Below are 22,654 nucleotides of genomic sequence, written 5' to 3'. Positions count from 1 at the left end.
GTGCGGGTGACCGCGGGCCGGGCACGACGAAGGCCCCGCCGGTGTCCCGACGGGGCCTTCGATCGTTCAGCTCACCTGGATCAGCTGTAGTTGCCCGGCTCGTAGCCGTCGCTCGAGAACGAGTCGAAGTCGACGAACGAGAGGTCGGCGTCGCTGAACGCGGCGTCGTCGGCGAAGATGCGGTTGGGGTACCGCTCGGCCTTCGCCTCCTCGGTCGCCTCGACCGACACGTTCCGGTACTTGGGCAGACCGGTTCCCGCCGGGATCAGCTTTCCGATGATCACGTTCTCCTTCAGGCCCATCAGCGGGTCGCGCTTGCCCTCCATGGCCGCCTGCGTGAGGACGCGGGTGGTCTCCTGGAAGGACGCGGCCGACAGCCACGACTCGGTCGCGAGCGAGGCCTTGGTGATGCCCATGACCTCCTGGCGGGCGGACGCTGTCCGCTTGCCCTCGGTCAGAGCCGCACGGTTGACCTCGCTGTAGCGCGAGCGGTCGACGAGCTCGCCCGGCAGCAGCTCCGTGTCGCCGTGGTCGACCACGGTGACCTTGCGGAGCATCTGACGCACGATGACCTCGATGTGCTTGTCGTGGATCGGCACACCCTGCGAGCGGTAGACGCCCTGGACGCCGCCCACCAGGTGCTTCTGGACCTCGCGGACGCCCAGCACGCGCAGGACCTCCTTGGGGTCGACCGTTCCGACGTGCAGCTGCTGCCCGAGCTCGACGTGCTGGCCGTCCTCGATGAGGAGCTGCGAGCGCTTGAGCACCGGGTAGATGACCGCCTCGTCGCCGTTGTCCGGCTGGAGGATGACGCGGCGGGCACGGTCGGTGTCCTCGATGGTGATCCGGCCGGCGGCCTCCGCGATCGGCGACGCGCCCTTGGGGGTGCGGGCCTCGAAGAGCTCCTGCACGCGGGGAAGACCCTGCGTGATGTCGTCGGCCGAGGCCGATCCACCGGTGTGGAAGGTGCGCATCGTGAGCTGCGTGCCGGGCTCGCCGATCGACTGGGCCGCGATGATGCCGACGGCCTCTCCGATGTCGACGAGCTTGCCGGTGGCGAGCGAGCGGCCGTAGCAGGCCGCGCAGACGCCGACGGCGGACTCGCAGGTCAGGACGGAGCGCACCTTGATGTGGCGCACGCCCGCTCCGACCAGCTTCTCGATGAGCACGTCGCCCACGTCCTCGCCGGCCTCGGCGACGAGCTCGCCGGCCTCGTTCGACGCCGGGGTGGCGAGCGAACGGGCGTAGACGGAGTTCTCGACGTTGGAGTCCTTGATCCAGGCGCCGGTGGCGTCCTGGAGCATGATCGGCAGGTCGAGGCCCTTCGAGGTGCCGCAGTCCTCCTCGCGGATGATGACGTCCTGCGAGACGTCGACGAGTCGACGCGTCAGGTAGCCCGAGTCCGCGGTGCGGAGCGCGGTGTCGGCCAGGCCCTTGCGGGCACCGTGCGTGGCGATGAAGTACTCGGCGACCGACAGGCCCTCGCGGTACGAGGAGATGATCGGTCGGGCGATGATCTCGCCCTTCGGGTTGTTCACCAGGCCTCGCATGCCGGCGATGTTGCGCACCTGCAGCCAGTTGCCGCGGGCACCGGAGGTGACCATGCGGTTGATGGTGTTGTCCGTCGGGAAGTTCGCGCGCATGGCCTTGGCGACCTCGTCGGTCGCCTCGGTCCAGATCTTCACGAGCTCCTGGCGGCGCTCGGCCTGAGTGGTCAGACCCTTGTCGTACTCGGACTCGACCTTCGCGGCCTTCTTCTCGTAGCCCGCGATGATCTCGGGCTTCGACGGAGGCGTGAGGATGTCGGACAGCGCCACGGTGACACCCGAGCGGGTGGCCCAGTAGAAGCCGGCGTCCTTGATCCGGTCGAGGGAGGCGGCGACCTCCACCTTCGGGTAGCGCTCCGCGAGGTCGTTGACGATCCCGGAGATGGTCGTCTTGTCGGCGACCTGCTCGAAGTAGGGGTAGTCGACCGGCAGCGCCTCGTTGAAGAGGGCGCGGCCGAGCGTGGTCTCGAGGAGGACCGGCGCGGTGACCTTGCCGTTCTCGTCGATCTCGACGCCCTCGGGTGCCTGACCCTGCGCGAAGTACACGTCCGACATGCGGATCCTGACCTTCGAGTTCAGGTGCAGCGAGCCCTGGTCCTTCGCGAGGATCGCCTCCGAGACGGAGGAGAACGCGCGGCCCTCGCCGGCGGCGCCCTCGCGGATCGTCGTCAGGTGGTGGAGGCCGATGATCATGTCCTGCGTGGGCAGGGTGACCGGACGGCCGTCCGAGGGCTTGAGGATGTTGTTCGACGCGAGCATCAGGATGCGCGCCTCGGCCTGGGCCTCGACGGACAGCGGCAGGTGGACGGCCATCTGGTCGCCGTCGAAGTCCGCGTTGAACGCGGCGCAGACGAGCGGGTGCAGCTGGATCGCCTTGCCCTCGACCAGCTGGGGCTCGAACGCCTGGATGCCGAGACGGTGCAGCGTGGGCGCACGGTTCAGCAGGACGGGGCGCTCGCGGATGATCTCCTCGAGCACGTCCCACACCTGCGGGCGCGAGCGCTCCACCATGCGCTTGGCGGCCTTGATGTTCTGCGCGTGCGACAGGTCGATCAGGCGCTTGATCACGAACGGCTTGAACAGCTCCAGCGCCATCTGCTTGGGCAGACCGCACTGGTGCAGCTTGAGCTGCGGGCCGACGATGATGACCGAGCGGCCCGAGTAGTCGACGCGCTTGCCCAGCAGGTTCTGGCGGAAGCGACCCTGCTTTCCCTTGAGCATGTCGCTCAGGGACTTCAGGGCGCGGTTGCCGGTTCCGGTGACGGGGCGGCCGCGGCGGCCGTTGTCGAAGAGGGCGTCGACCGCCTCCTGGAGCATGCGCTTCTCGTTGTTCACGATGATCTCGGGGGCACCGAGGTCGAGCAGGCGGCGGAGTCGGTTGTTGCGGTTGATCACGCGACGGTAGAGGTCGTTCAGGTCGCTGGTCGCGAACCGGCCTCCGTCGAGCTGCACCATCGGGCGCAGCTCCGGCGGGATGACCGGGACGACGTCGAGGACCATCGCGGCCGGCGAGTTGCCGGTGGCGAGGAACGAGTTGACGACGCGCAGGCGCTTGATGGCGCGGATCTTCTTCTGACCCTTGCCCTCGGCGATCTGCAGGTGCAGCGTCTCGGCCTCGGCCTGGAGGTCGAACTGCTCGAGGCGCTTCTTGATCGCCTCGGCGCCCATGTAGGCCTCGAAGTAGACGCCGTACCGGTCGACGAGCTCGTTGAAGACCGCGTCCTCGGGCTTGAGGTCGCCGACCTTGAGGGTGCGGAACTGCTCCCACACGCTCTCGAGCCGCGCGATGTCCTCGTCGAAGGACTTGCGGATCTGGCCCATCTCCTTCTCGGCGCCGTCCTTGGTGCGGCGCTTCTGGTCGCTCTTGGCGCCCTCCGCCTCCAGGGCGGCGAGGTCGGTCTCCAGGCGCGCCAGACGGTCCGCGATGCGGGAGTCGCGCTGGTCCGAGAGGGTCTTGATCTCGAGCCGGAGCTCGTTCTCGAGGCCGGGCATGTCGGCGTGACGGCCGTCGTCGTCCACGTCGATGATCATGTACGCCGCGAAGTAGATGACCTTCTCGAGGTCCTTCGGCGCCATGTCCAGCAGGTATCCGAGGCGCGAGGGGACGCCCTTGAAGTACCAGATGTGGGTGACGGGGGCGGCGAGCTCGATGTGGCCCATCCGCTCGCGGCGGACCGAGGACTTGGTGACCTCGACGCCGCAGCGCTCGCAGACGATGCCCTTGAAGCGGACTCGCTTGTACTTGCCGCAGGAGCACTCCCAGTCGCGAGAGGGACCGAAGATCTGCTCGCCGAACAGGCCGTCCTTCTCGGGCTTCAGGGTGCGGTAGTTGATGGTCTCGGGCTTCTTCACTTCACCGTGCGACCAGCGACGGATGTCATCGGCCGTTGCGAGGCCGATGCGCAGCTCATCGAAAGTGGTTACGTCGAGCAATGTTTTCTCCTTGTCGGAAAACAGGGTGTCTCGTCAGAGACGGGAGGTCGTCAGATGCTGGCGCGGATCAGATGTCGTCGACGGAGGACGACTCGAACCGGGAGGAGATGTTGATGCCGAGCTCTTCCGCGGCGCGGTAGACCTCGTCATCGGTGTCGCGCAGGCTGACCGCGGTGCCGTCGGCCGAGAGGACCTCGACGTTCAGGCACAGGGACTGCATCTCCTTGATGAGGACCTTGAAGGACTCCGGGATGCCGGGCTCCTGGATGTTCTCGCCCTTGACGATGGCCTCGTACACCTTCACTCGGCCGAGGATGTCGTCCGACTTGATGGTGAGGAGCTCCTGGAGGGCGTAGGCGGCGCCGTAGGCCTCGAGGGCCCACACCTCCATCTCGCCGAAGCGCTGTCCGCCGAACTGCGCCTTACCACCGAGCGGCTGCTGGGTGATCATCGAGTACGGGCCCGTCGAGCGCGCGTGGATCTTGTCGTCGACGAGGTGGTGCAGCTTCAGGATGTACATGTAGCCGACCGAGACCGGGTCCGGGAAGGGCTCCCCGGAGCGGCCGTCGAACAGCTGCGTCTTGCCGGACGAGCCGATCAGGCGCTCTCCGTCGCGGGTCGGGGTGGTGGAGTCGAGGAGCCCTGCGAGCTCCTCCTCCGCCGCACCGTCGAAGACGGGGGTCGCGACCTTGGTGCCGGGCGCCGCCTCGCGGGCGTGCTCGGGCAGGCGCGCGGCCCACTCCGGCTGGCCCTCGACCTTCCAGCCCTGCTTCGCGATCCACCCGAGGTGGATCTCGAGGACCTGGCCGAAGTTCATGCGGCCGGGGACGCCGAGCGGGTTGAGGACGATGTCGACCGGGGTGCCGTCGGCGAGGAACGGCATGTCCTCGACCGGCAGGATCTTCGAGATGACGCCCTTGTTGCCGTGGCGGCCGGCGAGCTTGTCGCCCTCGGTGATCTTGCGCTTCTGGGCGATGTAGACGACCACGCGCTGGTTGACGCCCGAGCCGAGCTCGTCGTCGCCGTCCTGCGCGTCGAACACCTTGACGCCGATGATCGTGCCCTGCTCGCCGTGGGGCACCTTCAGCGACGTGTCGCGGACCTCGCGGCTCTTCTCGTTGAAGATCGCGCGGAGCAGGCGCTCCTCGGCCGAGAGCTCGGTCTCGCCCTTGGGCGTGACCTTGCCGACGAGGATGTCGCCGGGGCGGACCTCGGCGCCGATGCGGATGATGCCGCGCTCGTCCAGGTCGGCCAGGAGCTCCGGGCTGACGTTGGGGAGGTCGCGGGTGATCTCCTCCTTGCCGAGCTTGGTGTCGCGGGCGTCGACCTCGTACTCCTCGATGTGGATCGAGGAGAGGACGTCGTCCTTCACCAGGTTCTGGCTGAGGATGATCGCGTCCTCGAAGTTGTGGCCCTCCCACGGCATGAACGCGACGAGCAGGTTCTTGCCCAGCGCGAGCTCGCCGTTCTCGGTGGCGGGGCCGTCGGCGACGACCTCGCCGACCTCGATGCGCTCGCCGGCCGAGACGACCACGCGGTTGTTGTACGAGGTGCCCTGGTTGGAGCGGTCGAACTTGCGGAGGAAGTAGGTCTGCGTGCCGCCCTCGTCCAGCTGGACGGTGACGGAGTCGGCGGAGACCTCCTGGACGACACCGGCCTTGTCGGCGGTGATGACGTCGCCGGCGTCGATGGCCGCGAAGCCCTCCATGCCGGTTCCGACGACGGGCGACTCGCTGCGCAGCAGCGGGACGGCCTGACGCTGCATGTTCGCGCCCATGAGCGCGCGGTTCGCGTCGTCGTGCTCGAGGAACGGGATCAGCGAGGTCGCGACCGAGACCATCTGGCGCGGCGAGACGTCCATGTAGTGGACGCGCTCGGCGTCGACGAGCTCGACCTCTCCGCCCTTGGGGCGGACCAGGACCTTGCCCTCCGCGAAGCGGAAGTCCTTCGTGAGGGGGGCGTTCGCCTGGGCGACCAGGTACTCGTCCTCCTCGGACGCGGTGAGGTAGTCGATCTGCGAGGTGACGGTGCCGTCGACGACCTTGCGGTACGGGGTCTCGATGAAGCCGAACGAGTTGATGCGCGCGAAGGACGCGAGCGATCCGATCAGGCCGATGTTCGGGCCTTCCGGGGTCTCGATCGGGCACATGCGGCCGTAGTGCGAGGGGTGGACGTCGCGGACCTCGACGCCGGCGCGCTCGCGGGAGAGTCCGCCGGGGCCGAGCGCCGACAGGCGGCGCTTGTGGGTCAGACCCGCGAGCGGGTTGTTCTGGTCCATGAACTGCGACAGCTGGCTGGTCCCGAAGAACTCCTTGATCGCGGCGACGACGGGGCGCACGTTGATCAGGGTCTGCGGGGTGATCGCCTCGATGTCCTGCGTGGTCATGCGCTCGCGGACGACGCGCTCCATGCGGGACAGTCCGGTGCGGACCTGGTTCTGGATCAGCTCGCCGACCGCGCGGATTCGGCGGTTGCCGAAGTGGTCGATGTCGTCGACGTCGAGACGCAGCTCGACCGACTCGCCGTCGCGCACGCCGGGGAGGGCGGTGCGGCCGTCGTGCAGGGCGACCAGGTACTTGATGGTCGCGATGATGTCCTCGACCGTGAGCACCGAGTCGGACAGCGCCTTGTCGATGCCGAGCTTGCGGTTGATCTTGTAGCGGCCGACCTTCGCGAGGTCGTAGCGCTTGGAGTTGAAGTAGAAGTTGTCCAGCAGCGCGCGGGCGGCCTCGGCGGCGACCTGCTCGCCCGGACGGAGCTTGCGGTAGATGTCGCGGAGGGCGTCCTCCTTGGTGAGGATGTTGTCCTTCTCGAGGGTCAGCTCGATCGACTCGTAGCCGGCGAACTGCTCGAGGATCTCCTCGCTCGTGAGGCCGAGGGCCTTGAGGAACACGGTGACCGACTGCTTGCGCTTGCGGTCGATGCGCACGCCGACCTGGTCGCGCTTGTCGATCTCGAACTCGAGCCAGGCGCCGCGGCTCGGGATGACGCGGGCGGAGTAGATGTCCTTGTCGGACGTCTTCTCCTGCTGGCGCTCGAAGTAGACGCCGGGGCTGCGCACGAGCTGGGACACGACGACACGCTCGGTGCCGTTGATGATGAACGTGCCCTTCTCGGTCATCAGCGGGAAGTCGCCCATGAAGACCGTCTGGGTCTTGATCTCACCCGTGAGGTGGTTCATGAACTCGGCCTCGACGTACAGCGGAGCGGCGTAGGTCTTGCCGCGCTCCTTGCACTCCTCGATCGTGTACTTCTCGGGCTCGAGGTACGGGTTCGTGAAGCTCAGCTGCATCGTCTCGCTGAGGTCCTCGATCGGGGAGATCTCCTCGAAGATCTCGTCGAGGCCGGAGTTGGCGGGGAGGTCCTCCCGGCCGGCGGCCTTCGCCTCGGCGACGCGGGTCTTCCACGCCTCCGAGCCGACGAGCCAGTCGAAGCTCTCGGTCTGCAGCGCGAGCAGATCCGGAACGGTCAGGGTGTCGCTGATCTTGGCGAACGAGAGACGCGAAGCTCCGCGTCCGTTCTTGGGTGAGGTGGTGGTCGCGGTGGACGCAGCAGCCAAGGAAGGAACCTCCGTAGACCCTCGCGGGTCTCAATCTGTGGGATGTGTGGAGTGGGCTCCCGCCGGACGGGCCGCCACCCCTGCCCGCACGCCGTGCGGACCGAGGCGACTCGGTCTTGGGGGCGGGGCTAGAGTGTGGCAACGGCATCCACCATCTGATGCCGGGTTCCGGTGACCTGCCGACCGCGATATGAGGGCATGGGTACTCGGGAGCGCAAAGTACGAATATAGCCGCATCGCGCCATGCCGCGCAAGTGCGGATGCTTGCGCCGCCCCGCGGGGTCCGGTATACGAGGCCACGGCCTCCCGGATCGATCCGACCGGGCCGGGCGCGGAGCCCCGCCGTCCCGCCGCCGCGGCAGACTGGTCGGATGCAGGAACGCACCGGCCGCCGACGCGGAGACGACTCCGAGCACCCCCGCGCCGTGCTCGCCAGCGGGTACACCGCGCGGATCGAGCCCGACCGCCACTCGCCCGAGGCGGCGACCCTGGTCGTCGACGGCACTCCGCAGTCGCACGTCGACCTCGCGGATCCGACGCACCTCTCGTTCGAGTACGTCCGCCGGATCGGCCACGCGATCGACCTCGTCGCCCCCGAGGGCGAGAGCGTCACGGCGCTCCACCTGGGCGCCGGAGCGCTGACCCTCCCCCGCTACGTCGCCGCGACCCGGCCGGGCTCGCGCCAGCAGGTCGTCGAGATCGAGGGCGCTCTGGTCGAGCTGGTGCGCGAGGCGCTCCCGCTCCCCCGCGGGGCGCAGATCCGCATCCGCCAGGGCGACGCCCGCGAGGTGCTCGGCAAGCTGCCGCCCGGGCTGCGCGGCACGGTCGACGTGGTCGTCGTCGACATCTTCTCGGGCGCGCGCACTCCCGCGCACGTGACCAGCGCCGAGTTCTACGGGGCGATCGCGCCGCTGCTCGCCCCCGGCGGCCTGGTCGCGGTGAACGTGGCCGACGGCGGCGCGCTCGCCTTCGCCCGCGCCCAGGCCGCGACGCTCGCCTCCGTCTTCGCGCACACCGCGATCATGACCGACACCCAGATGCTCAAGGCCAAGCGCTTCGGGAACGTGGTGATGCTCGCCTCGGCCGATCCGCTGCCGCTCGACGGCCTGCCGCGGCGCCTCGCCTCCGACCCCGCGCCCTCCAAGCTGGTGCAGGGGCGGGAGCTCGAGAACTTCATCGCCGGCGCCCTCGTCGTCACGGACGAGACCGCCACCCCGTCGCCGCTGCCGGCGCGGAGCATCTTCCAGGTGCGACGGGGCTGACCCGGGCCGCGCGTCGGGGCGCCGTCCGGGGACCCGCCGGTACACTCGACGCCGGGGTCAGCGACCCCGACCGTCCTCTCGTCCGCCGCGCGCGACGATCCGGATCCGCACTCCACGAGGAAGCATCGCCCTGAGCATCATCATCCGCCACGACCCCGCGACCCTCCACGAGGAGATCGACGTCGACGCCGCCCAGGAGCGCCTGGAGGAGATCGGCGCGCTGCGCAGCCTCGCCGCGCTCACCGAGAAGGCGGAGCTGCTGCGCCTGCTCGGGCGCGTCGACGAGGCGTGGGACCTCGCGAACGAGGCCGTCCGCCGCACCCGCTTCTCCGGCGACCGCGCCGAGCTGCTCACCGCCCGCGTCCGCCGCGCCCGCCTCATGCAGCTGCGGGGCCGCACCGACGAGGCCCTCTCGGAGCTCGCGCTCTGCGTCGAGGAGGCCCGCACGCACGAGTGGCACCTCGAGCACTCCTTCGCGCTCAAGCACCGCGGCCTCACCTTCTTCGAGCTGGGCGAGTACGGCCGGGCGATGCGCGACTTCGACGCCGCGACCGCCCTCGGCGAGCGCGTCGGGGTCCCCGAGGAGGAGCTCGAGGTCGCGCGCCTGGGCTACGCCGCCGCCTCCGAGTTCCAGGACGGAACCGACCGCGAGGCCCGCACCGACGGCACCGCCCGCGGCCGCCGCCGCGCCGACGGCGACGAGTCCTAGGCAGCGCCACCGGTGGCCGACCTCGAGGACGTGGCCCGCTGGGCCGACGCGCTGATCGAGGAGCACCTCGACCCCTCCTGGTCCTTCGCGCTCGACCACGCGCGCACCCGCGGCGGCGCCTGCCACTGGACGCGCCACCGGATCACGGTCTCGCGCCACCTCGCAGCCCGCTGGAGCGACGAGGAGGTCCGGCAGACACTCCTGCACGAGGTCGCTCACGCGCTCGCGGGGCCCGACGCCGGGCACGGACCGCAGTGGCGGCGGATCGCGGCGCGGCTCGGCTACACGGGATCGCGCACCCACAGCAACCCGACCGCGGACGAGCTCGCGCCGTGGGTCGGCACCTGCCCGGGCGGACACCTCTTCTACCGCCATCGCCGGCCCACCCGGCCCCTGGCCTGCGGCCGCTGCGCGCGCCGGTTCGAGGCCGCGAACGCGATCCAGTGGCGGCGCCGACCGGTCCCGGCGCCGTGACCCCGGACGAGGCCTCTCACGGCGGCCGCACGCCGGTCACCGGGCAGTGGCTCCCCGAGGCCGACGGCCGGCGCTGGTGGTTCGACTCCGGAAGCCTCGCACTCGACTTCGCCACGACCGGAGCACTGCCTCCGGGAGCGGCCGAGCACCTCGACTCCGATGCCGCCCTGGCCGCCTGGCTCGCCGAGCGCTTCGAGGCGGTCGTCCCCGAGAGCCGGGACGCGCGCCTCGACGACGCGCTGATGCTCCGAGGCGCGATCGCCCGGCTGGCCGTCGCGGCCGAGGCGGGCACCGCGCTCGACCCGCGCGACGTCGACGTGGTCAACCTGGTCGCGGCGATGCCCGACATCCCACCGGTGCTGGGCGGAGGGTCGCGGCAGGCAGGACGGCTCCACGCGGCGGGCAGGCAGGCGCTCGCGTCCATCGCCCGGGAGGCCGTGGGGCTGCTGGGCCCGGCCGTGGCCGGACGGCTGAGGCGCTGCGCGGATCCGGAGTGCCGGATGCTCTACCTCGACACGTCCCGCGCCGGCTCGCGGCGCTGGTGCTCGATGCAGCGCTGCGGGAACCGGTCGAAGGTCCGGGCGTACCGGGCGCGCGCCGCCGCCCCGCTTGGCTGACGCACCGCCGCGGCACCGGGAGCGGCACCGCGGCGGGACGGGTCAGTCGGAGACGCGGACCGAGCGGTCGAAGGCGACGTAGCCCGAGAAGTCCTTGCCGACGCGGTCGAACGCCGTCGGGTAGGGGTGCGGGTACGACCAGGCCTTGTCCTTCTGCAGGCCGTCGCCGGTCTGCACCGAGAAGTACTGGCACTCGCCCTTCCACGGGCAGGTGTAGGGCGTGGGGCTCTCGACGAGCACGCCCTCGGCGATGCTCGACGGCGGGAAGTACCAGTTGCCCTCGATCGAGATCAGGTCGGAGTCGGGGGCGTCGGCGAGGACGACGTCGTTGAGGACGGCTTTCATGCGGGCCAGCTTTCGGTCGGGGCGGGGGGGCGGAGGGACCGCCTCCGCCGAACGCTACGCCGGGGGCGGGCGAGTGGTCGAGGCGGCGGCTCGGATCCGCAGGGGCTTGTGCGCTCCGCGGACGCCCTGCACCTCTCGGAGGCCGCGCCCGCCGGAGCGGCGGGTCAGCGGAGGACCGCCACCTCGTCGACGGTGTCGACCCGGGCGGCGGCGCGGACCTCGTCCGCCCGCCCCTCGGCGGCGAGCAGGCGGCCGGACTCGGACGCGGTGAGCAGATGCGCGCACGCCCGGCGCAGGCCCTCGTAGGACGCGCAGGCCACCGCGGCCTCGGGCGAGACGTGGTCGATGCCCAGCCCGATGAGCGCGTCGACGACGGCGCCGGCCGCCAGCTGGTCCTCCATCGCGAACCGCGCCGCTCCGCTGTCGTCGACGTCGCCGAGTGCGATCACGTTGACGCTGGTGCGCCCGCCGTTCTCGTGCTGGCGCTCCAGGATCCAGCGGGCGACGGCCGAGCGGTCGGCCAGGCCCGCGCGGACGACGCGGCCCTCCACTCCCCCGAGGTCGGGGCTCTCGCCTCCGGGCAGAGCGTCGACGAGCACCGTGACGTGGGCGGGGGCGAGCACGCGGAGGGCGCGGGCCCCCCACTCGAAGCGGATCTGGTAGGTCGACTGGTCGACGGAGGCGGCGGGAGCGGTCACCCTGACACGGTAGCGAGCCCCGGAGGCGCATACACGTCCGGGGCTCCGCGCGCACCCGGTTCCCGCGCAGGGGCGGGCGGAGGAGGATGTCCCTCGTGAAGGTGATGCTCAAGCACGTGCTCGACACCGACGCCGACTCCGCCTGGCGCGCCCTGCAGAGTCCGGCCGTGTTCCGGGAGGTGATGTCCCCGCTCCTGACCGCCGCGTCGCTGGACGAGGGCGGCTTCCGCCCGACCTGGGGGCTCGGCTCCCACGAGGTCGCGATGGATGCCCTCGGGATCGTGCCGATGGGCGCGCAGGAGATCGACCTCTCCTACCGCCGCGTCCCCTCGATGCCCGACGTGCGGATCCTGCGCGACAGCGGCGGGCCCCTCACGGGCTCCCTCCGCCTCATCACCGCGTGGGACCACCGCATGGCCGTGGCCCCGCTCCCTGACGGGCGCACGCTCTTCCGCGACCGCCTCGAGTTCTCGGCGGGCCTCGCCTCGGCCGCGCTCTGGCCGTCGATGTGGGCGTTCTGGCAGTGGCGCGGCATCCGCATCCGCTCCCTCGCCCCGTCCTGGCGCCACGATCTCGGTGCCGACACCCGCCCGCGCGGGGAGTCCGCCGCATGAGCCCCGACGGCGTCGCCGAGGAGGAGACCGAGCTGTCGCGCTCGGAGCTCCTGCGCCTCCAGTGGCCCTCCGCCGACGAGGAGGAGCAGGACGACGACGGCGTCTCGCCCCGCCGCCGCCTCACGACCGCGGTCGAGGTGTCGGACTGGCGCCGCCACGTCCAGGCCCTCTACGCGGAGGTGCGCCGGCTCTCGAACGTGGACCTGCTCGCCGCGCACGCGTCCTGGATCCGCGGGCGCAACGCGCTCTTCGCGCAGCACCCCTCCACCCCCCTCCTCCCGGCCGACCGCGCGCACTTCCGCTCGCTGCCGATCGCGCCCTACGACGCGGCCTGGCGCTTCGAGCTCGAGGTGGCTCCGGCCGAGGAGGCGCGACGGATGGACGTGGAGACCGGCACCGACGGCACCGTCCCCTTCGAGCTGATCGGCACGGTCGAGGTGCCGGACACCGGCAGCCTCGACGTCTGGCGCCTGGCGTCCTACGGCGGAGGCCTGTTCCTGCCGGTCAAGGACGCCCTCGCGGGGACACCCGGCGGCACCTACGGCGGTGGCCGCTACCTCCTGGACACCGTGAAGGGCGCCGACCTCGGCCCGGGCTCCGCCCCGGGGACGCTGGTGCTCGACTTCAACTTCGCCTACAACCCCTCCTGCGCCTACGACCCGGCCTGGGCCTGCCCGCTCGCCCAGGCGGGCAACCGGCTGCCGGTCGAGGTGCCGGTCGGCGAGCGCTACCGGGGCTGACACCGACCCTGGACGTTCTCGGAGGGGCGGCCGATAGCCTCCGGGCGGCGCCGTCGTGCGCCGGAAAGCAGGAAAGCCGCATGCCCCGTCCCGTCCTCCTCGTCACCGGAACCTCCACCGGAATCGGCCGCGCCACCGCGATCGAGGCCGCGCGCGCGGGCTGGCGGGTGGTCGCCACAGTGCGGGATCCGGAGCGGGCGGAGGGCCTGCGCGCCGCCGCCGCCGAGGCCCGCGTCGAGCTCGACCTGCGGGCGCTCGACGTGACCGACGCGGACTCCGTCGCCGGCTGCCTCCGCGCCGTGGAGGAGGAGCTCGGCGGTCTCGACGCCCTCGTGAACAACGCCGGAGCCGGCCACCTCGGCACCCTCGAGCTGGAGGATCCGGAGGAGCTGCGCCGCGTGATGGAGGTCAACTTCTTCGGCACCGTCGCGGTCACCCGCGCCGCGATGCCGATGCTGCGCTCGTCCCGCGGCCGCATCGTCACCGTCTCGAGCGTCGGCGGCGCGATCGGGCAGCCGTTCAACGAGGACTACTGCGCGGCGAAGTTCGCGGTCGAGGGGTTCTTCGAGGCGCTCGCCCCGGTCGCCGCCTCCGTCGGCGTCCACGTGTCGCTGATCGAGCCGGGAGCGGTCCGCAGCAGCTTCGTCGAGAACGTCGGCATCGACGCGGCGGCGATGCTCGCGCAGGCCGGCCCCTACTCGCCGGCGCTCGGCGCCTACCTCGACCGCGCCGCGTCGTCCTTCTCCTCGACCCACGCGCAGGACCCGTCCGACGTCGCCGCCGTCATCCTGAAGACCCTGCGCGACCCGGAGCCGGCCTTCCGCGTGCAGACCTCGGACTGGGCGGGCGACTTCGTCGGGACCAAGCTGAGCGACCGCGACGGCTCCCGCGTGCAGGCCGCGATGCGCGGATGGATCGGCATCCACTAGAGTGGGATGGTGCGAGCGCAGCGACTGCGCTCCCCCGCGTCGTAGAACGCCCCTTGTCCCCTAGGACTCTGACCGTCGAGGATCCGTCCCGACCATCTGGCGCACGTGCATGAGGCCCCCGGCCGCGCGCACCGAATCGTACGGCGAACGGATGTGACCACCGTCACCTTCGCCCGAACGCCGATCACCCGCGCCCCGGCCACCGCCCGCGCGTCCTCGATCGGCATGATGCCCCCGAAAGGCACCACTCCATGTCGAACACCCCCCTCTCCTTCAGCGCCCTCGGCGTGCCGGCCCCCCTCGTGGCCGCGCTCACCGCGAGCGGCATCACCGAGCCCTTCCCGATCCAGGTCGACACGCTGCCCGACACCCTCGGCGGACGCGACGTCCTCGGCCGCGGCAAGACCGGCTCCGGCAAGACCCTCGCCTTCTCCATCCCGATGATCGCCCGACTCGGCGGCTCGCTCGCCGGCGGACGCCGCCGCCCCGGCCGCCCGCTCGGACTCGTCCTCGCGCCGACCCGCGAGCTCGCCACGCAGATCACCGCCGCGATGCAGCCCCTCGCCGACGCGTACGGCATCGTCACCACCACGATCTTCGGAGGCGTCTCGCAGCAGCGCCAGGTCGCCGCGCTCAAGCAGGGCGTCGACATCGTCGTGGCCTGCCCGGGCCGCCTCGAGGACCTGATGAAGCAGGGCTTCGTGAACCTCGACGCCGTCGAGATCACCGTCCTCGACGAGGCCGACCACATGGCCGACCTCGGCTTCCTGCCGGTCGTCACGCGCATCCTCGACAAGACCCCCCGCGGCGGGCAGCGCCTGCTGTTCTCCGCGACGCTCGACAACGGCGTGGACAAGCTGGTCAAGAAGTACCTCCAGAACGAGGTGCTCCACTCGGTCGACGAGGCCAACTCGCCGGTCGCGCTGATGACCCACCACGTGTTCGAGGTCGACGGCCTCGACGCCAAGAACGCTCTCGTGAAGACGCTCGCGTCCGGCACCGGCCGCCGCATCCTCTTCATGCGCACCAAGCACCACGCGAAGAAGCTCGCCAAGCAGCTCACCGGCCAGGGCATCCCCGCGGTCGACCTGCACGGCAACCTCTCGCAGGTCGCCCGCGACCGGAACCTCGCCGCGTTCGGCGCCGGCACCGTCAAGGTCCTCGTCGCCACCGACGTCGCCGCCCGCGGTGTGCACGTCGACGACGTCGAGCTCGTCATCCACGTCGACCCGCCGATGGAGCACAAGGCGTACCTGCACCGCTCGGGCCGCACCGCCCGCGCCGGCAGCGAGGGAGACGTCGTCACCGTCGTCCTGCCCACGCAGCGCAGCGACGTGAAGACCCTCCTCCGCAAGGCCGCGATCCAGGTCGCGCCCCAGCAGGTGACGGCTGACTCGGCCGCCGTCGCGAAGCTCGTCGGCGACGTCGCTCCGTACGTCACCCCCAGCGCCGTCGTCGAGCCCGTCCGCGGCCAGTCGCAGGGCGGACGCTCGCAGGGCGCCAACGCGCAGCGCAAGCGCGCGGCCCGCACCGAGGGCACCGCCGCACCCCGCGGCGGACGCTCGACGGGTGCCGCGACCGGCGGAGGCGACCGCCCCCGCCGCGACCGCACCGCCGCCGAGGGACCCGCCCGCGGCGGCGCCCGCGGAGGCCGCAGCCGCTCGGCCGCCGGTGCCCCCTCGACCTCGGGCGGATCGCGCTCGTTCTACAGCACCGCGACCGGCGGAGCGGCCTCGGCCGCTCCCGCCCGCGAGTCCGCCGGCGGCGGCGCCCGCCGCGGCGGGCGCCGCGCGCAGGGCTGAGTCCGATTGTGCGCCGCGGAGCGGCGCACCGCGGTCGGCTTCAAGGACGGTCGCGACGCGCAGAGCGTGTCGCGACCGGCTAGGCCGATCCGCTCACACGCGGATCGACCGTTCGCCTCGCGGGCAGCCGCGGAGCGGCGCACCGCGGTCGGCTTCAAGGACGGTCGCGACGCGCAGAGCGTGTCGCGACCGGCTAGGCCGATCCGCTCGCACGCGGATCGACCGTTCGCCTCGCGGGCAGCCGCGGAACGGCGCACCGCGGTCGGCTTCAAGCACGGTTGCGGTACGCAGAGCGTGTCGCGACCGGCTAGGCCGATCCGCTCGCACGCGGATCGACCGTTCGCCTCGAGGGCAGCCGCGGAACGGCGCACCGCGGTCGGCTTCAAGCACGGTCGCGATACGCAGAGCGTGTCGCGACCGGCTAGGCCGATCCGCTCGCACGCGGATCGACCGTTCGCCTCGCGGGGAGCGGCTGGTCCGGGGGCTGAGCGTTCGGTGATCGCACCTCAGCGCTCGTCCTGATCAGGGCGCCGACATCACGAAGGGCCGGGGCCCGCGACTTCTGGTCGCGGGCCCCGGCCCTTCGTCGTTCAGGCTTCACCTCTTCGAGCGGAGTCCCGCGCAGGGAGCTCCGGAAATCCTCACCGCGTCCTGATCAGGCGATCCCCTGCTGCGCCGTCGTCGGGCAGGGGCGCCGCCTCTCCTCGCCCGGTCACAGAGGTCCCGTGGACGCCGGATCCACGAGCCGAACGGCCGGGTCGCGTGCCGGCGGATCGGTCCAGGCGGACGCCCGACGCTCCAGCCGGCCCACCGTCCTTGCGAGCCGACCGCGGCGCGCCGCTATCGGCGCGCAGAAGGGAGCGCCGCGGCCGATCCGCGCCGCTAGGACAGGCGGCCGACGGAAGCGAGCGCGGCGCGGATCAGCGCGCCCCGCCCGCCCTCCATCTCGGCGGAGATCGCGTCGGAGCAGGCCTCGTCGGGGGTCATCCAGGTGAGCTCGAGGGCGTCCTGGCGGGGGTCGCAGGTGCCGGTGACGGGAACGACGTAGGCGAGGGAGACCGCGTGCTGGCGGTCGTCGGTGAACGGTCCCATGCCGGGCATCGGGAAGTACTCGGCGACGTGGAAGGGGAGCGGGCTCGCGGGGAGGAGGGGGAAGGCCATGGGGCCGAGATCCTTCTCGAGGTGGCGGAACAGCGCGTCGCGCAGCGTCTCGCCGTACATCACGCGGCCCGAGACGATCGTGCGGGTGATCTGGCCGGAGGGGGTCGCGCGCAGGAGCACACCGACCTCGGTGACCTGCCCGAGCCCGTCGACCCGGACGGGCACGGCCTCCACGTACAGCAGCGGGAGCCGCCGGCGGATCTCGGCGAGTTCGTCGTCGGACAGCCACCCGGAGTTCGGGTCAGGGGTGCGCACGCTCATGCAGCCATTCTCACCCTTCGCGGCTGGTGTTCCGACCGGCGGCGGCGATCCCGCACTCAGGGGGATGATGGTGCGATGGGAATCGACGCGAACGCGGTGCTGTGGTCCTCCTCCGAGCGCGACCGCGTCGGCAGGCCCCTCCTGGTGCTGCTGCACGGCTACGGCTCGCACGAGGGGGACCTGTTCTCGCTCGGCGCCTACCTGCCGCTGGAGCCGGTCCTCGCGTCCCTCCGGGCGCCTCTCGCCCTGGGCGGCGGGGCGAACGCGTGGTGGCCTCTCCGGGTGCCGCTGGTGCCTGACGAGCCGCGGGCCGATCCCGAGGCCGTCGAGGCGGCGGCGGCGGGTGTGATCGAGTGGCTCGACGCTTTGGAGCACCCGGGTCCGGTGGGGCTGCTGGGCTTCTCCCAGGGCGCCGCGCTGGCGGTGCAGCTGCTGCGGCGCGCGCCGGGCCGCTTCGCCTTCGCGGTCGCCCTGTCCGGGTTCGTGGTCCCGCTCGCCGAGGGCGACGACGCGGACGAGCGGCTCGCCCGCGAGCGTCCGCCGGTGTTCTGGGGCCGCGGGACGCTCGACACGGTGATCCCGGAGGAGCTCGTGCGGGACGCGGCGGCCTGGTTCCCGGAGCACACGGCGCTCGACGCCCGGGTCTACGAGGGCGTCGCCCACGGAGTCGGGCAGGCCGAGCTCGCCGACATCGGCACGTTCGTGCGTCTCGGCTTCGCCTGACGGGCGGACTCCCCCGCGTCAAGGGCTCGCCCCCGGGCCGCGGCCCCGGCAATGTCGGAGGTGGCAGGGAGGATGAATGCATGCCGGACGTCCTCGAGCGCTTCTCCCCCGCCACGCGTGCGTGGTTCGAGGGCGCGTTCCCGGCGCCGACCGCCGCCCAGGAGGGCGCCTGGTCGGCCATCTCGAGTGGAGCGCACGCCCTCGTGGTCGCTCCCACCGGCTCCGGCAAGACGCTCTCGGCCTTCCTCTGGGCGATCGACCGGCTCGTGCAGGGCCCGCCGCCGGAGGATCCGCAGCACCGCACGCGCGTGCTCTACGTCTCGCCGCTGAAGGCTCTCGGCGTCGACGTCGAGCGCAACCTCCGCTCGCCGCTCGTCGGCGTCACCCAGACGGCGCTGCGGCTGAGCGCCGAGGGCATCGGCAGCGTGCCGGCCACGGTCACCGTCGGGGTGCGGTCGGGAGACACGCCCGCCGCCGAGCGGCGCGTGCTGCAGAAGACGCCGCCGGACATCCTGATCACGACCCCCGAGTCGCTCTACCTCATGCTCACCTCGGCGGCGCGCGAGTCGCTCCGCGGCGTCGAGACGGTCATCGTCGACGAGGTCCACGCGGTCGCGTCGACCAAGCGCGGGGCGCACCTCGCCGTCTCCCTCGAGCGGCTCGACGCCCTGCTCCCGAAGCCGGTGCAGCGCATCGGCCTCTCGGCGACGGTGCGCCCGCGCGAGGAGGTGGCCCGGTTCCTCGCCGGCCGCTCCCCGGTCGCGATCGTGGCTCCGGCGTCCGAGAAGCAGTGGGACCTCAGCGTCGTCGTCCCGGTCGAGGACATGTCCGAGCTGGGGACCGCGGCTCCGCAGGACGGATCGACGATGGGGGCCACCGGTCCGCAGAGCGGGTCGATCTGGCCGCACGTCGAGGAGTCGATCGTCGACCGGGTCCTCGCGCACACCTCCTCCATCGTCTTCGCGAACTCCCGCCGCCTCGCCGAGCGGCTGACCGCCCGGCTCAACGAGATCAACGCCGAGCGCCGCGAGCTCGCCGCGGAGCGCGCGCGCGAGGCGGGCGAGCCCGTCGCCGTCGGGGCCCTGCTCGCCGAGGCGGCCTCCTCCTCCGTCCGCCGCTCCCCGGCCGAGGCGATGGGAGCGGCCGGGGGCACGAGCGGCAGCGGGCAGTCCGCGCCCGACGAGGAGCCGCTGCTCGCCCGCGCCCACCACGGCTCGGTGAGCAAGGAGCAGCGCGCGATCATCGAGGACGACCTGAAGTCCGGCCGCCTGCGCTGCGTGGTCGCGACCTCGAGCCTCGAGCTGGGGATCGACATGGGCGCGGTCGACCTCGTCGTCCAGGTCGAGACGCCGCCCTCGGTCGCGAGCGCCCTGCAGCGCGTGGGTCGAGCCGGCCACCAGGTCGGCGAGGTCTCGCGCGGGTCCTTCTACCCCAAGCACCGGGCCGACCTGCTCCACTCCGCCGTGACGACGGAGCGGATGCGCTCGGGCCTGATCGAGGCGATCGCCGTCCCCGCGAACCCGCTCGACATCCTCGCGCAGCAGACCGTCGCCGCGACCGCCCTCGAGAGCCTCGACGTGGACGACTGGTTCGACACCGTCCGCCGCAGCGCCCCCTTCGTGTCCCTGCCACGCTCCGCCTACGAGGCGACCCTCGACCTCCTCTCGGGCCGCTACCCCTCCGACCAGTTCGCGGAGCTGCGGCCGCGCCTCGTCTGGGACCGCGACGCGAACACGCTCACCGGCCGGCCCGGCGCCCAGCGCCTCGCCGTCACCAGCGGCGGCACCATCCCCGACCGCGGGCTCTTCGGCGTGTTCATGGTCGGCGAGCCGGGCTCGACCGGCAACCGCGTCGGAGAGCTCGACGAGGAGATGGTCTACGAGTCCCGCGTCGGCGACGTCTTCGCGCTCGGAGCCACCAGCTGGCGCATCCAGGAGATCACCTACGACCGCGTGATCGTGACGCCGGCGTTCGGTGAGCCCGGGCGCCTCCCGTTCTGGAAGGGCGACTCGCAGGGGCGCCCCGCCGAGCTCGGCGAGGCGATCGGGGCGTTCACCCGTGAGGTGGGCGCCGCCGCCCCCGAGACGGCCCGCGAGCGCTGCACGGCGGCCGGGCTCGACGAGTACGCGACCAGCAACCTCCTCTCCTTCCTCGACGAGCAGCGCCTGGCCACCGGGCAGATCCCGGACGACCGCACCCTCGTGCTCGAGCGCTTCCGCGACGAGCTGGGCGACTGGCGGCTGGTGCTGCACTCCCCGTACGGGATGCAGGTGCACTCGCCGTGGGCGCTCGCCATCGGCGCTCGCGTCCGCGAGCGGCACGGGGTCGACGGAGCGGCGATGGCCGGGGACGACGGCATCGTCGTGCGGATCCCCGACACGGAGTCGGAGCCGCCGGGCTCCGAGCTGTTCCTGTTCGAGCGCGAGGAGCTGGAGCAGCTGGTCACGAGCGAGGTCGGCGGCTCCGCCCTCTTCGCCGCCCGGTTCCGCGAGTGCGCGGCGCGGGCGCTCCTGCTCCCGAGGTACAACCCGGGCAAGCGCTCCCCGCTCTGGCAGCAGCGGCAGCGGGCGGCGCAGCTGCTCGACGTCGCCCGCACCTACCCGACCTTCCCGATCATCCTCGAGACCGTCCGCGAGTGCCTCCAGGACGTCTATGACCTGCCCGCGCTGCTCCGGCTCGCCGCGCGGCTGGACGGGCGCGAGCTGCGGATCCTCGAGGTCGAGACGCCGACCGCCAGTCCGTTCGCGCGGTCCATGCTCTTCGGCTACGTCGCGGCCTTCATGTACGAGGGCGACAGCCCGCTCGCCGAGCGCCGTGCCGCGGCGCTCTCGGTCGACGCGACGCTCCTCGGCGAGCTGCTCGGCCGGGCGGAGCTGCGCGAGCTGCTCGACCCGGCCGTCCTCGCGCAGATCGAGCGCGAGCTGCAGCGCGTCGAGCCCGAGCGCCGCCTCCGCGGGCTCGAGGGCGCCGCCGACCTGCTCCGGCTGCTCGGCCCGCTGACGCTCGACGAGCTCGGGGAGCGCCTGGTCGACGAGTCGGTCGCCTCGGCGGACGTCGCGAAGGCGCCCGCGATCGAGCGCGCGGTGCTCGAGGCCGACGTCGCCGCGCTCGTGAAAGCGAAGCGTGTCCTGCCCGTCGGGCTCGGCGGCGAGCAGCGGTACGCCGCGATGGAGGACGCCTCCCGGCTCCGCGACGCTCTCGGCGTGCCCCTGCCGATCGGCGTCCCCGTCGCCTTCATCGACCCCGTCCGCGATCCGCTCGGCGACCTCGTCGCCCGCTACGCGCGCACCCACGGCCCCTTCACCGCCGCCGCCGTCGCCACCCGCCTGGGCCTCGGCGTCGCGGTCGTCACCGACACCCTGCGCCGCCTCGCGGGCGAGCGTCGCGTCTCGGAGGGCGAGTTCCGCCCCACCGGCACCGGGACCGAGTGGTGCGACGCCGAGGTGCTGCGCCGCCTGCGCAGCCGCTCTCTCGCAGCGCTCCGCAAAGAGGTGGAGCCGGTCGACGCGGCAGCGTACGCCCGCTTCCTCCCCGCCTGGCAGCACGTCGGCGGCTCGCTCCGCGGCATCGACGGCGTGGTCTCCGTGATCGACCAGCTGGCCGGCGCGCCCATCCCCGCGTCCGCCTGGGAGTCGCTGATCCTGCCCGCCCGGGTGCGCGACTACTCCCCCGCGATGCTCGACGAGCTCACCGCGACCGGCGAGGTCCTCTGGGCCGGCGCGGGCACCCTGCCCGGCAACGACGGCTGGGTGAGCCTCCATCTCGCCGACACGGCAGGGCTGACCCTCCCCGTCCCCGCCGCCGAGTCCGTGACCCTGACCGAGCTCCAGCAGGAGATCGTCGGCGTGCTCGGCTCGGGCGGCGGCTACTTCTTCCGCCAGCTCTCCGACGCGGTCGGCTCCACCGACGACGCGGGCCTCGTCGAGGCCCTGTGGGAGCTGGTCTGGGCCGGGCTCGTCACGAACGACACCCTGGCGCCGCTGCGCACCCTCGTCGGCTCGAGCGGCGGCGCCCACCGCCAGCCGCGCGCCCCCGCCCGCGCCCGCGCGCCCCGGGGCCGGATGACCGCCCGCCCCACGATGGCCACCCGCGTGGGGCCGCCGACCGCCGGCGGCCGCTGGTCGATCGTGCCGCTCGCGGAGTCGGACGCGACGATCCGCGGGCACGCGCTCGGCGAGACGCTGCTCGAGCGGTACGGGATCGTCACCCGCGGCTCCGTGCAGGCCGAGGGCGTCCTGGGCGGCTTCGCCCTCGCCTACAAGGTGCTGAGCGGCTTCGAGCAGCAGGGCCGCGCCCGGAGGGGCTACTTCATCGAGAAGCTTGGAGCAGCGCAGTTCGGCACCGCCGGCAGCGTCGACCGGCTCCGCACGTTCGCCCCGCAGGACGAGGCGCAGGAGCGCTCACGACCGGTGCTCGCGCTGGCGGCGACCGACCCCGCCAATCCGTTCGGCGCCGCTCTGCCGTGGCCGCAGGGCGAGGGGCACCGCCCCGGTCGGAAGGCCGGCGCGCTGGTCGCCGTCGTCGACGGAGCGCTCGCGGTCTACCTCGAGCGCGGCGGCAAGACCGCCCTCACCTTCACCGCCGACGAGGCGGCCCTCGCCGACGCGGCCGGCGCCCTCTCGCAGCTCGTCCGCTCCCGCGGGGTCGAGAAGCTGACCGTCGAGAAGATCGACGGCGTCTTCGCGCTCGGCACGCCCTTCGGCGACGCCCTCGTCGCCGCCGGCTTCGTCGCGAATCCGCGCGGCCTGAGGATGCGCTCGTGAGCGCCGGAGGGAGCCCG

15 protein-coding genes are annotated in these 22,654 nt (G+C 72.4%); 10 read left to right on the top strand and 5 right to left on the bottom strand.

The features are described from left to right. Positions 1-80: 80 nt before the first annotated feature. Complete coding sequence (locus C5C71_RS09830) at positions 81-3,980, bottom strand: DNA-directed RNA polymerase subunit beta' (RefSeq protein WP_104224580.1); 3,900 nt, start codon at positions 3,978-3,980, stop codon at positions 81-83. Positions 3,981-4,047: 67 nt separating this feature from the next. Next, positions 4,048-7,539, bottom strand: coding sequence for a DNA-directed RNA polymerase subunit beta (gene rpoB / locus C5C71_RS09825; protein WP_104260909.1), 3,492 nt, complete (start codon positions 7,537-7,539; stop codon positions 4,048-4,050). Between the two features lie 371 nt (positions 7,540-7,910). On the opposite strand from rpoB, the gene C5C71_RS09820 reads away from it, so the two are divergent. The 4 genes from C5C71_RS09820 (at position 7,911) to C5C71_RS09805 (ending at position 10,601) form a co-directional block, all read left to right on the top strand. After that, the gene (locus C5C71_RS09820; RefSeq protein WP_104226766.1) at positions 7,911-8,801 is read left to right on the top strand and encodes a spermidine synthase; all 891 of its coding nucleotides are present in this window, start codon (positions 7,911-7,913) and stop codon (positions 8,799-8,801) included. A 379-nt stretch (positions 8,802-9,180) separates the two neighbouring features. Beyond that, complete coding sequence (locus C5C71_RS17590; protein WP_181027192.1) at positions 9,181-9,510, top strand: hypothetical protein; 330 nt, start codon at positions 9,181-9,183, stop codon at positions 9,508-9,510. 12 nt (positions 9,511-9,522) lie between these two features. Beyond that, entirely contained in the window at positions 9,523-9,984 is a 462-nt protein-coding gene (locus C5C71_RS09810) for a SprT-like domain-containing protein (protein WP_104337611.1), read from the top strand. Continuing rightward, positions 9,954-10,601, top strand: a complete 648-nt coding sequence (locus C5C71_RS09805) for a CGNR zinc finger domain-containing protein (RefSeq protein WP_258068700.1) — start codon at positions 9,954-9,956, stop codon at positions 10,599-10,601. The genes C5C71_RS09810 and C5C71_RS09805 overlap by 31 nt, the downstream gene beginning before the upstream one ends. A gap of 42 nt (positions 10,602-10,643) precedes the next feature. Here C5C71_RS09805 and C5C71_RS09800 read toward each other — a convergent pair whose 3' ends face one another. After that, positions 10,644-10,946: a DUF427 domain-containing protein gene (locus C5C71_RS09800; protein WP_104224584.1), complete on the bottom strand. Its 303-nt coding sequence runs from the start codon at positions 10,944-10,946 to the stop codon at positions 10,644-10,646. A gap of 164 nt (positions 10,947-11,110) precedes the next feature. Then, complete coding sequence (locus tag C5C71_RS09795; RefSeq protein WP_104233930.1) at positions 11,111-11,644, bottom strand: 2-phosphosulfolactate phosphatase; 534 nt, start codon at positions 11,642-11,644, stop codon at positions 11,111-11,113. An 86-nt stretch (positions 11,645-11,730) separates the two neighbouring features. Between C5C71_RS09795 and C5C71_RS09790 the strand changes: the two genes are divergently transcribed. From C5C71_RS09790 to C5C71_RS09775, 4 genes are all read left to right on the top strand, one after another. Then, on the top strand, positions 11,731-12,258 hold the full coding sequence (locus C5C71_RS09790) for a hypothetical protein (RefSeq protein WP_244248113.1): 528 nt from the start codon (positions 11,731-11,733) through the stop codon (positions 12,256-12,258). Beyond that, positions 12,255-12,998: a DUF1684 domain-containing protein gene (locus C5C71_RS09785; RefSeq protein ID WP_104226769.1), complete on the top strand. Its 744-nt coding sequence runs from the start codon at positions 12,255-12,257 to the stop codon at positions 12,996-12,998. The genes C5C71_RS09790 and C5C71_RS09785 overlap by 4 nt, the downstream gene beginning before the upstream one ends. 80 nt (positions 12,999-13,078) lie before the next feature. After that, a complete protein-coding gene (locus tag C5C71_RS09780) occupies positions 13,079-13,927 on the top strand; it encodes an SDR family oxidoreductase (protein ID WP_104233932.1) in 849 nt (282 codons plus the stop codon). Between the two features lie 251 nt (positions 13,928-14,178). Further along, entirely contained in the window at positions 14,179-15,729 is a 1,551-nt protein-coding gene (locus C5C71_RS09775) for a DEAD/DEAH box helicase (RefSeq protein WP_104225114.1), read from the top strand. An 882-nt stretch (positions 15,730-16,611) separates the two neighbouring features. Here the strand turns inward: C5C71_RS09775 and C5C71_RS09770 are convergent. Continuing rightward, positions 16,612-17,151, bottom strand: coding sequence for an NUDIX hydrolase family protein (locus C5C71_RS09770; RefSeq protein ID WP_104225113.1), 540 nt, complete (start codon positions 17,149-17,151; stop codon positions 16,612-16,614). A 75-nt stretch (positions 17,152-17,226) separates the two neighbouring features. Here C5C71_RS09770 and C5C71_RS09765 point away from each other — a divergent pair, with 75 nt between their 5' ends. Together C5C71_RS09765 and C5C71_RS09760 are read left to right on the top strand one after the other, a co-directional pair. Beyond that, positions 17,227-17,874 carry an alpha/beta hydrolase gene (locus tag C5C71_RS09765; protein WP_104250889.1) on the top strand — a complete coding sequence of 216 codons (648 nt, stop codon included), beginning with the start codon at positions 17,227-17,229 and terminating at the stop codon, positions 17,872-17,874. A gap of 80 nt (positions 17,875-17,954) precedes the next feature. Beyond that, a complete protein-coding gene (locus C5C71_RS09760) occupies positions 17,955-22,637 on the top strand; it encodes an ATP-dependent helicase (protein WP_104337610.1) in 4,683 nt (1,560 codons plus the stop codon). The last annotated feature ends 17 nt before the right edge of the window (positions 22,638-22,654 follow it).

It is taken from the genome of Rathayibacter sp. AY1C1 (assembly GCF_002932105.1).
Classification (GTDB): Bacteria; Actinomycetota; Actinomycetes; order Actinomycetales; family Microbacteriaceae; genus Rathayibacter.
The sequence above is the reverse complement of the archived record's forward strand: the minus strand, read 5'-3'. Positions and strand labels throughout refer to the sequence as shown.